This window comes from Halobacillus sp. HZG1 (assembly GCF_035818575.1).
GTDB lineage: Bacteria > Bacillota > Bacilli > Bacillales > Halobacillaceae > Halobacillus > Halobacillus litoralis.
In genome coordinates, this window is the sequence record NZ_JAYLVQ010000016.1 from 1 (window position 1) to 15987 (window position 15987).

13 protein-coding genes and 2 tRNA genes are annotated in these 15987 nt (G+C 44.9%); 13 read left to right on the forward strand and 2 right to left on the reverse strand.

Going from position 1 to position 15987, the window contains the following annotated elements; genetic code table 11:
• Nucleotides 1-404: 404 nt before the first annotated feature.
• Both VKA52_RS01445 and VKA52_RS01450 read right to left on the reverse strand, forming a co-directional pair.
• Nucleotides 405-476 (reverse strand) — tRNA-Glu (locus tag VKA52_RS01445).
• Between the two features lie 21 nt (nucleotides 477-497).
• Nucleotides 498-574, reverse strand: a tRNA-Met gene (locus VKA52_RS01450).
• 277 nt (nucleotides 575-851) lie between these two features.
• On the opposite strand from VKA52_RS01450, the gene spoIIE reads away from it, so the two are divergent.
• From spoIIE to lysS, 13 genes are all read left to right on the forward strand, one after another.
• Nucleotides 852-3299, forward strand: a complete 2448-nt coding sequence (gene spoIIE / locus VKA52_RS01455; RefSeq protein ID WP_160916788.1) for a stage II sporulation protein E — start codon at nucleotides 852-854, stop codon at nucleotides 3297-3299.
• A gap of 63 nt (nucleotides 3300-3362) precedes the next feature.
• Nucleotides 3363-4100, forward strand: coding sequence for a vWA domain-containing protein (locus VKA52_RS01460; protein WP_160916786.1), 738 nt, complete (start codon nucleotides 3363-3365; stop codon nucleotides 4098-4100).
• On the forward strand, nucleotides 4081-5001 hold the full coding sequence (locus tag VKA52_RS01465; RefSeq protein ID WP_326313945.1) for a protein kinase domain-containing protein: 921 nt from the start codon (nucleotides 4081-4083) through the stop codon (nucleotides 4999-5001). Before VKA52_RS01460 ends, VKA52_RS01465 begins: the two co-directional genes overlap by 20 nt.
• A gap of 147 nt (nucleotides 5002-5148) precedes the next feature.
• On the forward strand, nucleotides 5149-6543 hold the full coding sequence (gene tilS, locus VKA52_RS01470) for a tRNA lysidine(34) synthetase TilS (protein WP_326313946.1): 1395 nt from the start codon (nucleotides 5149-5151) through the stop codon (nucleotides 6541-6543).
• Nucleotides 6544-6554: 11 nt separating this feature from the next.
• Entirely contained in the window at nucleotides 6555-7094 is a 540-nt protein-coding gene (gene hpt, locus VKA52_RS01475; protein ID WP_115824762.1) for a hypoxanthine phosphoribosyltransferase, read from the forward strand.
• 117 nt (nucleotides 7095-7211) lie between these two features.
• Nucleotides 7212-9236 carry an ATP-dependent zinc metalloprotease FtsH gene (ftsH, locus tag VKA52_RS01480; RefSeq protein WP_160916780.1) on the forward strand — a complete coding sequence of 675 codons (2025 nt, stop codon included), beginning with the start codon at nucleotides 7212-7214 and terminating at the stop codon, nucleotides 9234-9236.
• A gap of 129 nt (nucleotides 9237-9365) precedes the next feature.
• Entirely contained in the window at nucleotides 9366-10157 is a 792-nt protein-coding gene (locus VKA52_RS01485; protein ID WP_160916779.1) for a type III pantothenate kinase, read from the forward strand.
• A 5-nt stretch (nucleotides 10158-10162) separates the two neighbouring features.
• Complete coding sequence (gene hslO, locus VKA52_RS01490; RefSeq protein ID WP_160916777.1) at nucleotides 10163-11053, forward strand: Hsp33 family molecular chaperone HslO; 891 nt, start codon at nucleotides 10163-10165, stop codon at nucleotides 11051-11053.
• Nucleotides 11054-11210: 157 nt separating this feature from the next.
• Nucleotides 11211-12137, forward strand: coding sequence for a cysteine synthase A (gene cysK / locus VKA52_RS01495; RefSeq protein ID WP_160916775.1), 927 nt, complete (start codon nucleotides 11211-11213; stop codon nucleotides 12135-12137).
• 124 nt (nucleotides 12138-12261) lie between these two features.
• Nucleotides 12262-13095 carry a dihydropteroate synthase gene (gene folP, locus VKA52_RS01500; protein WP_160916773.1) on the forward strand — a complete coding sequence of 278 codons (834 nt, stop codon included), beginning with the start codon at nucleotides 12262-12264 and terminating at the stop codon, nucleotides 13093-13095.
• Nucleotides 13088-13453 (forward strand): dihydroneopterin aldolase, encoded by a 366-nt coding sequence (gene folB / locus VKA52_RS01505; RefSeq protein WP_160916771.1) that lies wholly within the window; start codon nucleotides 13088-13090, stop codon nucleotides 13451-13453. The genes folP and folB overlap by 8 nt, the downstream gene beginning before the upstream one ends.
• Nucleotides 13450-13947, forward strand: a complete 498-nt coding sequence (gene folK / locus VKA52_RS01510; RefSeq protein ID WP_160916769.1) for a 2-amino-4-hydroxy-6-hydroxymethyldihydropteridine diphosphokinase — start codon at nucleotides 13450-13452, stop codon at nucleotides 13945-13947. Before folB ends, folK begins: the two co-directional genes overlap by 4 nt.
• A 220-nt stretch (nucleotides 13948-14167) precedes the next feature.
• Nucleotides 14168-15658 (forward strand): lysine--tRNA ligase, encoded by a 1491-nt coding sequence (gene lysS, locus VKA52_RS01515; RefSeq protein ID WP_160916767.1) that lies wholly within the window; start codon nucleotides 14168-14170, stop codon nucleotides 15656-15658.
• Nucleotides 15659-15987 lie beyond the last annotated feature (329 nt).

Below are 15987 nucleotides of genomic sequence, written 5' to 3' on the forward strand. Positions count from 1 at the left end.
GGGCGGAGGGGAATGGCGAGACTCCTAACTTAAGTGTGCAGGCGCCTCGATCAGCGGCGTATGGACTGGACTGAGCTGGCGGAGATAAAGGAAACACGGAGAACGGAGTGATTCGATGTTGACTTATCGTACAGAAGCGAGGGAAGTCTCACTAGCCGCTAGGCGCCGAAACCGGATATCTACGAGGAAAAAAGTGCTTGGTGAGACCCCACAGGACGCAGTCCGAGGAGGCTCACCGCGCTCCCGCGGAAAGCGAGTTATTCCCCGCAGCCCCCATCCACTCAGCATAAGTCTCGAAACTGAGTCTTCAAGAAACCTGCCATATTGTTTAATAAGAATAAATGAAGAAAAAAGTCGCGTCTCTATATAGAGACGCGACTTTTTTAGGACAAGAATGTTTCTGATGACCCGTACGGGATTCGAACCCGTGTTACCGCCGTGAAAGGGCGGTGTCTTAACCACTTGACCAACGGGCCAATATGTATCTTAAAAAATAATGGTAGCGGCGGAGGGGATCGAACCCCCGACCTCACGGGTATGAACCGTACGCTCTAGCCAGCTGAGCTACACCGCCATTTAGTTGAATGCTCTCTCGGAAGCACAAAAAATATATTACACCATGATAAATAAACTGTCAACAAGAAATAAAAATATCAGATAACTCTGTCTATTTCGCTAGGGAATGAGGAAGATTTTTGGAAGGGAGAGGGATGGTGGTGGGGAGATTTTGTAGAAACGACCTTTCTTCCTGTGAAAACCATCGAAGTTTTTGTTTCTGCTCTCCTGTTGTTTTGACAAAATGCTTGTTCTGGGTGTGGTTTAATAGGTTTCACAAAGAAGGAGTGATGAAAATGTTAGGTACTGTATCAAAACGAGAAAGTCGTCAATCAGCCGTCCGGGGATCCGGGATCGTGAGAGGGTTACAAAAGGCTTCATTCGGTACGTTTTCTTTTATGGCGAACAAAGGAGTCTTCCACATGGTGCTGGCTTTATTGTTAGGACGAGCTATCATTCTTTCGTCCATGGCCCCTTTTGGCGTAGCTTTTTTAGCGGTGATCTGGTGGTTAAAGCGTCCGCTTGTCATACCCGTCACAATCATGATGGCCGCCGGGGCATCTACATACAGCTACGGTCACGCGGGTTTTATTGCAGGGGTGTCGATGACTTTTTTGCTCTTAAGTCTGGCATTGCGCAAAACAAGTCACCCCCAGAAATGGCTGCCGATGATTGCGTTGATGGCAAGCTTGATTCCGAGAACAGTGAGTCTCGCTTTACTGGATCGTTGGCAGCTCTACGAACTTACTTTGATGGTGGCAGAAGGAGTACTGGCTTTTATCCTTGTACTCATCTTTATGCAAAGCATCCCGCTTTTAACACCACAAAGATATCAACCGTCATTAACAAATGAAGAGATTGTTTGTTTAATCATATTATTAGCTTCTGTATTAACTGGAATGATCGGCTGGCAGGTACAGGGCGTTGCCGTCGTCGACATTTTTGCTCGCTATTTAGTTATTTTGATGGCTTATATTGCCGGGGCAGCCATTGGATCAACCGTCGGTGTTGTAACCGGGCTGGTTTTAAGCTTATCCAATATGGATCACATTTATCAAATGAGCCTGCTCGCTTTTTCAGGCTTATTAGGGGGGTTGCTAAAAGAAGGGAAAAAAGCCGGAGTGAGCGCTGGGCTCATTGTCGGTACTTTACTGATCGGTTTCTACGTGAGCAGCGGGGCTGATCTTCCATCTTCGTTATGGGCTTCGGCCTGGGCAGTGGCTTTATTTATGTTGACTCCAAATTCCTGGGTCAAGCAATTATCCAGGTACGTTCCGGGGACGGATGAACATCATTCGGAACAGCAAAAATACTTACAAAAAGTGCGAGACGTCACGGCTGTCAGGGTCGGGAAGTTTTCGGACGTTTTTCAGGCTTTATCGAAAAGTTTTACTCATTTAGAGTCACCGAAGGAGGATAGCGGGGAAGCAGAGGAAGTAGACTATTTTTTAAGTCATGTCACGGAAAAAACCTGCCAATCATGTTTTAAGAAAGAAAAATGTTGGGTCAATCAATTCGACGACACCCATAACTTAATGACCGATCTTATGCATGAGTTGGATGAAAGAGGAGAACCGAGCCGTGTCATGCGAAAGAATGTCGATCAGCATTGTGTGAAACCGCAAAAGTTGATTGACACAATGAATCATGAGCTATCTTTTTATCATGCGAATAAAGAATTGAAGCGCCAGGTGCACGAAAGCCGTAAGTTTGTAGCTGAGCAGCTTCAGGGCGTCTCTGATGTTATGAATAATTTTGCAAAAGAAATTGTAAAAGAGCGGGAGCATCATGAACATAAAGAACAGGTGATCTACCATGCGCTTGAACGGATGGGGATGGTCATTCAAAAATTAGAAATCTATTCCTTGGATGCAGGAAATATGGATCTCGAATTAATTGTAGAGATTGATAATTATAGAGGGGAAGGAGCGAAAATCATTGCACCTGTCCTTTCGGATATTCTGGGAGAAACCATTGTTGTCACGATGGAAGAAATCTCTCCATATCCAAATGGAAGGTGTTATTTGTCATTTGGATCAGCGAAACATTATTCGATTGAATCAGGAGTGGCGCATGCCGCTAAGGGGGGAGGGTTCGTTTCAGGGGACAGCTTTACAATGATGGAGCTTGGAAGGGGGAAATATGCATTAGCAATCAGTGATGGAATGGGTAACGGGGAACGTGCTCATGAGGAAAGTATGGAAACGCTGAGGCTGTTGAAACAGATTCTACAATCAGGTATCCAGGAATCTGTAGCCATTCAGTCGATCAATTCCATATTGTCTTTACGGACAAATGATGAAATTTTTTCAACGTTGGACTTAGCGGTGATTGACCTGCACCAGGCGACGTCCAAGTTCATTAAGGTCGGCAGCACGCCGAGCTATATAAAACGAGGAGATAAAATTTTCACCGTCGAGGCCGGAAACCTGCCGATGGGAATCATCCCGGATGTCGACGTGGATATGAGGAGTGAACAATTAAAAGCAGGAGATTTCCTGATTATGATGAGTGACGGTATTCTGGACGGGCCAAAGCAAATCGGGAATGTGGACATGTGGCTCAAACGTAAAATCAGGGAAATATCCGATGAAGATCCGCAAGCAATGGCTGATCTTTTACTAGAAGAGGTGATACGTACACAATCTGGATCGATCGTAGATGATATGACGATTATCGTAGCGCGGATTGATCGTTATTTGCCGGAGTGGACATCGATTCCTTCGGTGAAAAAAGAGGCCTGAGTAAAGTATAGAATTCCTCCTTTTCGGCGATGATGGAAGCAACGAATCAGGAGGGATATGCACATGAAACCAGGCCGATTAAAGCAGATTCTTTTATTGACAGATGGATGCTCGAACCATGGAGAAGACCCTGTCGTCGTCGCAGCGCTCGCGAGGAATCAGGGGATAACGGTCAATGTGATTGGCGTTCTTGACGACCGGCAAAGTGGCAGGCCACAAGGGCTTGAAGAAGTAGAAGCGATTGCCGAAGCAGGTGGAGGCGTCAGTCAAATTGTATATCAGAAAAGTTTGTCCCAAACCGTGCAAATGGTGACTAGACAAGCCATGACCCAAACGATTCAAGGGGTCGTTAATAAAGAATTACAAGAGATTCTCGGCAAAAAACAAACCATTGAAGAACTTCCCCCGGAGCAGCGGGGAGAAGTGGTGGAAGTGGTAGATGAACTCGGAGAGAGCTGCGATCTTGAAGTCCTTGTGCTGGTGGATACAAGTGCAAGCATGCACCATAAACTGCCGACCGTGAAGGATGCTCTTTTCGATTTGTCTCTTAGCTTAAATGCGCGATCAGGTTCAAACCAATTCAGTGTTTTTGCATTCCCGGATCCGAAAAAAACCATTACGAAAATGGTGGGGTGGACACCGGAATTGGGAGAAATACATGGGATCTTCTCCAAGTTGAATAGTGGAGGATACACGCCGACGGGACCTGCCTTGAAAGAGGCGCTTTATGCGTTTGCAGGGAAACCTCTCGATGAGCGGTTGAGAAATGAGGAAGATCCATATGAAGAAACAGGTTTTTGACTTACCCCCTGGAGGTCGAGTAACCGGTAAATGGAGCGGTCGTACTTATACCATCATCAAAAAAGTAGGTGCTGGAGCCTGCGGAACTGTTTTTTTATGCCGTTCCCATCAAGGGGATACGTATGCCCTCAAACTCGGGGAAGATAGTTCACGGATGATGTTGGAAGTGAATATGCTCAAAAAATTCAGTAAGGTCCAAGGGGTGAAACTTGGGCCTTCTTTTGTTGATGTTGACGATTGGGTGGATCGGTCAGGGCGCACATACCCTTTTTATGTCATGGAATATGTAGAAGGAAAACCTGTGACAGAATTTTTGAAAGGAAAGACGAAGGACTGGATTGCCATTCTGGCTATCCAATTACTCACGGACCTTGAGAACCTTCACAACGCGGGGTTTGTATTTGGTGACTTGAAGACGGATAACTTGTTGGTATCCGGTTCAAAAGTCCGCTGGATCGATGTGGGTGGAGTAACGGCTACAGGGCGTGCTATTAAAGAATACACGGAATTTTATGATCGCGGCTATTGGAACATGGGCTCCCGTAAAGCAGAGCCGACGTATGATTTATTTGCCGTCACGATGATCATGTTGGAAATGGGGCACCCGAAGAGGTTTGAAAAAGGGAATCATCCTCAAAAAACATTGGAAAATAAGCTGGCTTCCTCATCTGTCCTGAAACCCTATAAACGGGTGATTCAACAATGTTGGAAAGGGAATATACGAAATGCGACACAAATGAAAGACCACCTTTCCGGTGTGCTGATGAAACGTAAAAGCCCTCCTGATTCAACCCGTCAGAGGCGGGGGCATAACAAAAGGGTCGAGAATGGTGAACTTGCTGCGTTAACGGTGGGTTCCGGCGTGTTTTTCGTGGTATCGATTGTGAGTTTCTTTTTCTAATCCGTCCTCCTTATGAGGGGGGTAACAGAGAAGGGATCGTTTCCTTTACAAAAATAATGGGGAAATGGATGCTTATCTTTTGATGTACTTACGAATAGTGATACGATAGGTAGAGATATACAGACAGAGACAGGGGGAAAACACCTGATGGATCATGCTGTTCATACCTTTATCTCGAAACACCAAATGATCCAGCCGAAACAGACGCTGTTGGTTGCTGTGTCCGGTGGGCCGGATTCTGTCGCACTTTTGCACTTTCTGTGTACCATGAAAGAAAAGCTGTCCCTTCGTTTGATCGCCCTTTCTGTCGATCATCAATTAAGAGGAGAGGAATCTCAAGCAGATCTTCGTTTTGTTGAAAACATGTGCGAAGAATGGGGAGTCGAATTTGTCGGAACTTCTGTGGATGTTCTTTCGTATAAGAAAGATAAGGGAACAGGCACACAGGAAGCGGCCAGGGAGTTGAGGTATGCTTTTTTTGAAGAGATGATGTATGCCTATGAAGCGGATGCTCTTGTTATGGGGCATCATGGTGACGACCAGGCGGAAACAATTTTAATGCAGCTTATGCGTAGTGCACGCCCGGAAGCGGTTCAGGGGATGCCCGCCACAAGACGTTTTGCTTGCGGAAAGATTATTCGTCCATTCCTTATGGTCTCTAAAAATGAAATCGCCTCTTACCTGCAAGATCATGCTTTAAAGGTGAGGATGGATCCATCCAATGAGGATACCGAATACACCCGGAATGCGATCAGGCAGCATCTTTTGCCTTTTATGAAAGGCAGCAACCCGCAATTTCATAAGCATATGCAGGTATGGAGTGAGAGAGCGAGAGAAGAAAGGTCATACATAAATGAGCAGGCCCAAAAAGTCTTGGAAACTGTCCATTTTTCTTCAGATGTGGAGAAATTCGTACAATTATCAAAACAAACTTTCAAAACATTCCCGCTTGCTTTACAAAGGACAGCCTTTCATCTAATATTGAACTATCTGTATGTGAACCAAAACGAAGACATTTCTTACTTGCATGAAGAAATGTTCATGAACCTTTTAAATGATGAAAAACCGAATGCTTCCCTGGATTTTCCGGAAGGGTTGAAAATTATCCGTGCTTATGATGAAATCACTTTTTCTTTTCCTGGAGAACAAGATTGGAAAGAGTACTCCTACATTCTCGAAATAGGAGAGGATCTTCAACTACCTGATGAATCTGAAATCAGGGCGGATTGGTTCAGTGGCGACGGCACCGAAGATGCCTATACGTATCTATGTGATTCGCATCACGTAAAACTCCCTCTTGTCGTTCGCACAAGGCAGGAGGGAGATCGAATGCATCTGAGAGGGATGAACGGCTCGAAAAAAGTAAAAGATATTTTTATCGACCAAAAGATCCCGGCCCGTCTGCGCCCTACCTGGCCGATCGTTACAGATCAAGCAGGAAAGATTCTTTGGGTCGTCGGTTTAAAAAAAGGCGGGGAGCGTACCAGCCTTTCATCAGGTCCATGGCTTCGGTTACATTATAAAAACAAAGCAGACACGTAGGAGGAGCAATCATGCATAACGAAATTGAAAAGGTCTTGATTTCCGAAGAAGAAATTCAGGCAAAGTGTAAAGAGCTGGGAGCGGAACTTTCGAAAGAATATGAAGATCGTTTCCCTTTGGCGATCGGGGTACTGAAAGGCGCCCTTCCTTTCATGACTGATTTGCTGAAACGCATGGAAACTCATTTGGAAATGGATTTCATGGATGTTTCCAGCTATCACGGAGGTATGGAATCTTCAGGAGAAGTCAAGATTGTTAAAGACCTTGATACGAAGGTAGAGGGTCGGGACATTTTGATCATTGAAGATATTATCGACAGTGGTCGAACACTTGCCTACCTTGTCGACTTGTTCAAATATCGTAAAGCGAAGTCGATTAAAATCGTCACCCTGCTTGATAAACCGACAGGACGAAGCGCGGATATCAAAGCAGATACGGTCGGGTTCGAAGTTCCTGATGAATTTGTTGTCGGGTATGGTCTGGACTATGAAGAAAAGTATCGCAATCTTCCGTACGTCGGGGTCTTGAAGCCTGAGGTCTATGGAGGCTGAAAATCAACCTGTGATGGGAAGTTTGAAAGTATCTATGTCAAGGGTAATTAGTTGTGTCGGCCGTTTTTGGTATGGTAGTATTTACTATAGTTTTTCTCGTTTGGGAGGAGGTAGGCAATGAACCGGATCTTTCGTAATACCATATTTTACTTACTTATCTTCCTCGTGGTTATCGGCGTGGTCGGTCTATTCCGAGGTCAAGGTGATCCGCAAACAGAATATAATGTCAATGAATTCTACAATAAATTGAATAATGGTGAAATCCAGGAAATGACGATTCAGCCTGTCAATGGGGTGATTCGTGTAACTGGTCAAGAACAGGGAGCGGAAGAGGGCGAAACTTTCGTCGCACAACTTCCAGCTAATGATGAAGTCATTGCTCAAATCACACAGACCGCTCAAGAACAGAGTAATCTGACTGTTGAGCAGGAAGAGCAGCCCAGCGCATGGGTGACTTTTCTAACGTCCATCATCCCGTTCGTCATTATCTTTATTTTGTTCTTCTTCTTACTTAACCAGGCACAGGGCGGCGGAAGTCGCGTGATGAACTTTGGTAAGAGTAAGGCGAAGATGTATTCAGAAGAGAAGAAGAAAGTGCGCTTCAAAGATGTTGCCGGAGCAGATGAAGAGAAGCAGGAGCTTGTTGAGGTCGTTGACTTCCTTAAAGACCCTCGTAAATTCTCTGCGGTCGGTGCCCGTATTCCTAAAGGTGTCTTATTAGTGGGGCCTCCAGGTACAGGTAAAACATTGCTTGCACGTGCCGTAGCTGGTGAAGCGGGAGTACCGTTTTTCTCCATCAGTGGTTCAGACTTCGTTGAAATGTTCGTCGGTGTCGGTGCATCCCGTGTTCGTGACCTGTTTGAAAATGCGAAAAAGAACGCACCGGGAATCATCTTCATTGATGAAATTGATGCCGTAGGTCGTCAACGTGGCGCTGGTCTTGGCGGAGGCCATGATGAGCGTGAGCAGACATTGAACCAGTTGCTTGTTGAAATGGATGGTTTCGGTGTTAATGAAGGAATCATTATTATCGCTGCAACCAACCGTCCGGATATCCTGGACCCGGCACTTCTACGTCCTGGACGTTTTGACCGTCAAATTACAGTCGATCGCCCAGATGTTAAAGGCCGTGAAGCGGTACTTGCTGTACACGCGAAGAACAAGCCGCTTTCCGAGAATGTCGACTTGAAGACAATTGCGCTCCGTACACCAGGTTTCTCTGGTGCCGACTTGGAAAACTTATTAAACGAAGCTGCTCTAGTAGCTGCGCGTGGAGATAAGAAGAAAGTCGATATGGATGACGTTGATGAAGCAATTGACCGTGTAATTGCAGGGCCGGCGAAGAAGAGTCGTGTCATTTCTAAGAAAGAACGCGATATTGTTGCCCACCACGAAAGTGGACACACAGTAATCGGTATGGTGCTGGATGATGCCGATATGGTCCATAAAGTTACGATTGTTCCTCGTGGGCAGGCAGGTGGATATGCCGTCATGCTTCCTAAGGAAGATCGCTACTTCATGACGAAACCAGAATTGTTCGATAAGATTACAGGATTACTCGGTGGTCGTGTAGCTGAAGAGATCATCTTTGGTGAAGTAAGTACAGGAGCTCATAATGACTTCCAGCGTGCTACCAGTATCGCACGCAAAATGGTTACAGAGTATGGAATGAGTGAAAAGCTCGGTCCACTACAGTTCGGCTCTAATTCCGGTGGTCAGGTCTTCCTTGGACGTGACATCCAGAACGAACAGAATTACAGTGACCAGATTGCTTATGAAATCGACCAGGAAGTGAAGAACTTCATTCAGTACTGTTATGACCGTGCGAAAACAATCCTCACTGAAAATAAAGATAAGCTTGAGTTAATTGCGAAGACATTATTGGATGTCGAAACACTTGATGCAACTCAAATCCGTTCTCTATTTGATAAAGGTCGTCTTCCGACGGATGAAGAGCTTGAAGAAATCGCACGTGAACACAATGCGAAAATCAAGAACAACACGTCTTCCAACAATGAAGATGTCCGTGTGACCATTCAGTCCAAAGAAGATGAACAAGCAGAAGAGACAGAGACTCATGAAGAAACGAAGGAAGAAAAGAAAGATGAAGGTCCATCTGATTCAGAGGATCGTCGTTCTTAAAGGTTCATGAGCAAAGCCACATCAACCCTGAAACGGGAGGTGTGGCTTTTTCTGTGTCCTAGAAGAGCGAAACAGCAGGTTCTTGTGATATGATGGTAGCCGAAGGAAATGACACGGGAGGCTTCATGTATGAATTTTGTCCTTGATGTGGGAAATACCAATACTGTGTTAGGCGTATTTGAAAATGATTCTTTAAAGTATCAGTGGAGGATTAAAACCGATCGTCATAAAACAGAAGACGAGTTCGGAATGTTGATTAAATCACTCTTCGATCATGAAGGGTTGCGTTTTGAAGATATGGACGGCGTAATCATCTCGTCCGTTGTACCACCGATCATGTTTGCACTTGATCGTATGTCTCGTTATTATTTTAAAAAGCAGCCGATGATCATAGGTGAAGGAATGGTGGATCACGGATTGCCGATGAAATACCCAAACCCTAATGAGATCGGTGCTGATCGAGTGGTCAATGCGGTAGGAGCCATCGATGAGTATCCACTTCCTTTAGTGATCATCGACTTTGGAACAGCTACCACTTATTGTTATATTAATGCTGAAGGGGAATACCTTGGGGGTGCCATTGCCCCGGGGGTCAATATTTCGATGGAGGCTCTTTATGCAAAAGCAGCCAAACTACCAAAAATCGAAATTAAGAGTCCGGAACATGTGATTGGTCAAAGCACAGTGGAAGCCATGCAGTCCGGCGTTTACTATGGATATGTAGGTCAGGTCGATGAAGTCGTTCGTCGTATGAAAGAAACTTCCGAGCAGACACCGACAGTGATTGCTACCGGTGGTCTTGCCAATTTAATCGCCGGTCAATCAAGGACGATCGACCATGTCGATCCTTACTTGACGTTGAAAGGTCTTCATAAGATATATCAAAGGAACAAAGAGAAAAAAGCGTTTAAAGGAGAATGAATAGCATGTCAGATTATTTAGTGCGTGCCATAGGTTTCGACGGCCAGGTTAGAGCTTATGCCATTCAATCAACAGAAACAGTCGAAGAAGCAAGACGCAGACAAGATACATGGGCAACGACATCAGCAGCACTAGGACGGACGTTAACCATCAGCGGCATGATGGGTGCGATGCTCAAGGGGAATGATAAGCTCACAGTAAAGGTGGAAGGTGACGGCCCTGCCGGCGCCATCATCGCCGATGCTAACTCTAAAGGAGAAGTGCGTGGATATATCAAACACCCTCATGTTGATTTTGAATCGAATGCTCAAGGAAAACTGGATGTGGCACGAGCGGTTGGGACGTCAGGGACGTTGAGTATCGTCAAGGACCTGGGGATGAAAGATCACTTTACAGGTCAAGTCCCACTTGTGTCCGGTGAGATCAGTGAAGATTTCACCTATTATTTTGCAAACTCTGAGCAAGTGCCTTCAGCTGTCGGGGCTGGTGTGCTTGTAGATACGGATTACTCTATTCTTGCTGCCGGTGGATTTATTGTCCAAATGATGCCGGGAGCTGATGAAGAGACGACGAGCCAGATTGAAAAGAGACTATCAGAAATGCCTGCGATTTCTTCACTTGTACGCGACGGCAAAACCCCGGAAGAAATTTTGCACACAGTTCTTGGAAAGGAAAATGTGCGTATCCTGGACACGATGCCAGTCAAGTTCCAGTGCCACTGCTCACGGGAACGTGTGGAAATGGCCATTGCCAGTCTTGGGAATGAAGAAATCGAGCGAATGATTAACGAGGACCAGGGAGCCGAAGCGAAATGCCACTTCTGTAACGAAGATTACCAGTTCAGTGTGGAAGACCTTAAGGAACTGAAATCTGAAGGCACGGATCCCACCTCATAAATGAATACGAAAACTGATATAATAAAAGGCGAAACCGTGGTTTCGCCTTTTCCTTTAACGGTAACGAATACATGATTGAAATGTTTGACAATTGTACGGTTATTAAGTACATTAGGTTTAAATCCTATTAAAATACTTGGTTTTGGGAGTGAATGTATTGAGAATCGTAAATAACGTAAGCGAATTAGTTGGTCAAACTCCAATGGTCAAACTGAACGGAAGCGCGGATGAAGACAGTGCAGATGTTTATCTTAAACTGGAATACATGAACCCGGGTAGTTCCGTTAAAGACCGCATTGCTCTTTCCATGATTGAAGAAGCTGAGAAAGATGGAAGTCTCAAAGAGGGCGATACCATTGTAGAACCAACCAGCGGGAATACGGGAATTGGTTTGGCGATGATCGCAGCTGCCAAAGGTTATAAAGCCATACTTGTTATGCCGGATACGATGAGTCAGGAACGCCGTAACCTTCTGCGCGCTTATGGAGCAGAACTCGTTCTCACTCCAGGCAGTGAAGGGATGAAAGGTGCCATTAAAAAGGCTGCTGAACTTCAAGATCAGAAGGGTTATTTTATGCCTCAACAGTTCAACAATGAAGCCAATCCACTCATTCACGAAAAAACGACCGGGCCGGAAATTGTCGAGCAGATGGGTGATCAACTGGATGCATTTGTTGCAGGTATCGGAACAGGTGGAACCATCACGGGTGCCGGTAAAGTGTTGAAAGAGAAGTACCCGGACATTAAAATTTATGCAATCGAGCCGGAAGAGTCACCAGTCTTATCTGGTGGAGACCCTGGTCCACATAAGATCCAGGGAATCGGGGCAGGTTTTGTGCCTGGTATTTTGAATACAGAAATCTATGATGAAGTAATTAAGGTGACGAAGGAAGATTCATTCGAAGCCGCAAGGGAAGCCGCGAGAAAAGATGGTATTCTTGGAGGAATCTCTTCCGGATCCGCAATCCATGTGGCGAAGCAGGTGGCCAAAAAGCTAGGCAAAGGGAAGAAAGTTGTGGCAATCATCCCTAGTAACGGTGAGCGTTATCTATCTACTCCCCTTTATCAGTTTGACGAAGAATAATATGAAACGACTGCACCTCTATGGGGTGCAGTTTTTTTATTTATGTTTCCAATTGTGTACGTGTGATAGAAATTTTGAAATGATGTAAGATAGGGGGAGAGAATGATGGAAACGAGGGAAACCTATGAACACCAAATTAAGTACTTCTGAAAAAACGTTCGATTTAACAAAGGAAACTCTTGTGATGGGGATTCTTAATATTACACCTGATTCTTTTTCTGATGGAGGGCTCTATTTTGATCTCGATCACGCTGTAAAACAAGCGAAGATGATGGAGGAAGAAGGCGCACATATCATTGATATCGGAGGCGAATCCACTCGGCCCGGTCATCGTCCTGTAACGGTTGAGGAAGAACTGGCTCGGGTAATCCCTGCAATCCAGGCAGTCAAGAAGGCGGTTTCGCTTCCTATATCCATTGATACTTATAAAGCAGAAGTGGCTGAAAAGGCGGTTGCAGCAGGGGCATCGATAATCAATGATGTATGGGGAGCGATCAAAGAGCCTGCTATAGCTGACGTCGCTGCGCAGTATGGTGTACCGATCATCCTGACCCATAACCGGTCAGATAGAAATTATAAGTCTTTGTTGGATGACATGAAAAATGACCTCCGAAGAAGTATTAAGACAGCCAGGGAGGCGGGAGTTAAAGACGAGCATATCATTCTCGATCCAGGCATCGGGTTTGCGAAAACGCAAGCACAAAACTTGGAGGTCATGCGAAACTTGGCAGATTTGAAAGAACTCGGCTACCCCCTTTTACTAGGAACATCCAGGAAATCATTCATAGGTACAGCCCTGGACCTCCCGAAAGATGAAAGGATGGAAGGAACAGGGGCAACCGTCTGTTATGGAGTCGCGCAAGGCGTGGATGTAGTGAGGGTTCATGATGTGAAGCCCATTGTACGTATGACGAAAATGATGGATGCCATGCTCGGAAAGGGTGAAGGAATTGGATAAGATATATGTAAATCAAATGGAGTTCTGGGGATATCATGGTCTTTTTCCAGAAGAAAATAAACTGGGGCAACGGTTCTATGTGGACCTTGAGCTTGAGTTGGACTTGAAGCCTGCAGCTGAATCCGACGACATGACAAAATCGATTGATTATGGTGCGATCTATGAGGTTACAAAAGAAGCCGTGGAAGGAAAACACCACAAACTCGTCGAAACAGTGGCAGAAAAGCTCGCCAATGAACTCTTCAGTAAATTTCCGCTGTTAGAAGGGTGTCTCGTAAAAGTATATAAACCCGATCCTCCGATCCCGGGGCATTACAAATCGGTGGCGATAGAGATCTACCGGAGACGGGAAACATGAATAGCGCCTATATAGCCTTAGGGTCGAATATATCACCAAGGGAAGTATTTCTGAAAGATGCCATCTCTCTGCTGGAGGAGCACGAGAATATAACTGTCCGAAAAATGTCAGCGGTCTATGAAACGGCCCCAGTCGGTTACACTGAGCAAAACGACTTTTTAAATATGGCTATTCAAGTGGAAACGGATTTGTCCCCTTCCTTATTATTGGAGTACTGCCAGGGTATTGAACAGGAACTGGGAAGGAAACGGGTAATAAAATGGGGGCCGCGAACAATTGACCTCGATATATTGCTTTATAATCAGGAGAAAATGAAAACAGAGCAATTAACGATTCCACATCCCCATATGCATGAACGGGCATTTGTGATGGTCCCTTTAGCGGACGTGGATGCTCAAGCTTTCCTCCCTCATTTAAAACAAACAGCGGGAGAAGTTCTAGGACTGCTTCCATCAGAAGAAGTGAGAAGCATGAACAAGTGGGGAAGAATTTAGTGGACTCGTCCAAGGTCAAATAGACGATTGCCAAGACATTTGTATTGAGGGGCTGTTGAAACCAGAAGTGTAAATGCAGGAATCGTTCCCCTTTCAACATTGACACGCACATAGTACTTTTTTATACTAAACGATAGTTAGATGCTGCCAGTCCCATGCTGGCAGTTTTTGTTATTGTAACGGTAAGTACCCAAAAAGAACAGGGAATGGAGTGAGAGCAATGACAGAAGAACTGAATGAACATATGCGGGTGCGTCGCGATAAGATGAATAATCACCGCGAACAGGGCATCGACCCTTTTGGTGACAAATTCGACCGCACGGATTACGCCCAAGATTTAATAGAGAAGTACGATCAATATACGAAAGAGGAGCTGGAGGAAAAACAGTTCCCAACAACCATTGCTGGACGAATCATGACAAAGCGTGGAAAAGGAAAAGCGGGTTTTGCACATATTCAGGACCTGACTGGCCAAATTCAACTGTATGTTCGTAAAGATGAAATTGGAGAAGAAGCTTACGACAATCTTTTCAAATCTGCTGACTTGGGAGATATCGTAGGAGTTTCCGGGGTGATGTTCAAAACGAACGTAGGAGAACTTTCCGTGAAAGCAGCGGAATATCAATTGCTTACGAAGTCTCTCCGTCCACTTCCTGAAAAATTCCATGGTTTGCAGGATGTCGAACAACGTTATCGTCAACGTTATTTAGACCTTATTACGAACCCTGATAGCAGAGATACGTTTGTACTGCGCAGTAAGATTATTCAGTCTATGCGCCGTTATCTGGATGGTTTAGGTTTCTTAGAAGTAGAAACTCCATTGATGCACGGGATTGCAGGTGGAGCTTCCGCCCGCCCGTTCATCACACACCATAATGCGCTGGACATGCAGTTGTATATGCGTATTGCTATTGAGCTCCACTTGAAGCGTTTGATTGTAGGTGGATTGGAAAAAGTATATGAAATCGGCCGTGTATTCCGTAACGAAGGAATCTCTACTCGTCACAACCCTGAGTTTACGATGATTGAACTGTATGAAGCCTATGCGGATTATCATGACATCATGAACCTTACCGAAAACATGGTTGCACATATCGCTAAAGAGGTTCTCGGTACAACGAAAGTCTCCTACAATGAACAGGAAATTGATCTGGAACCAGAGTGGACACGTCTCCATATGGTAGATGCTATCAAAGAACACACAGGTGTAGACTTCTGGGAGCAGATGTCAGATGACCAAGCGAAAGAGCTTGCTAAAGAACATGGTATTGATATTAAAGATACGATGACATTTGGTCATATTGTAAATGAATTCTTCGAACAGCGCGTGGAAGAAAAGTTAATCCAGCCTACCTTTATTTATGGCCATCCAACAGAGATCTCTCCTCTCGCGAAGAAGAATCCAGAGGATGGAAGATTCACAGACCGATTTGAGTTGTTCATCGTTGGTCGTGAACATGCGAATGCTTTCTCTGAGTTGAATGACCCGATTGATCAAAGAGAACGATTCGAATCTCAGTTGAAAGAACGAGAAGAAGGAAATGATGAAGCTCATATGATGGATGAAGACTTCCTGGAAGCACTTGAATATGGAATGCCTCCAACGGGTGGTTTGGGAATTGGAATCGATCGTCTAGTCATGTTGCTGACAGACTCGCCTTCTATTCGTGACGTCCTGCTGTTCCCGCAAATGAGAAATCGTGAATCATAAGTTTTCAATCCCTCTGGATTCTTCCAGAGGGATTGTGTTTTATTTGAAATCTTACTTACTGTGAAGGATAATAATCTGAATTATCTTTTTACGAAAAACCTATTGCGTGGTTTTAGATGCCGTGATATATTATTACTTGTCGCATTAAGAGAGCGGCAAGCCGCAACGGCTTAACAAAATAAATCATTAAAAAGTTGTTGACGAAAACAACTACACATGATATATTAATTAAGTCGCTGTTTTGAAGCGGCAAACAAAACATTTGATCTTTGAAAACTGAACGAACCAACCAGTACGTCAAAACATTTCTTCTTTATAGAAGAGATTTG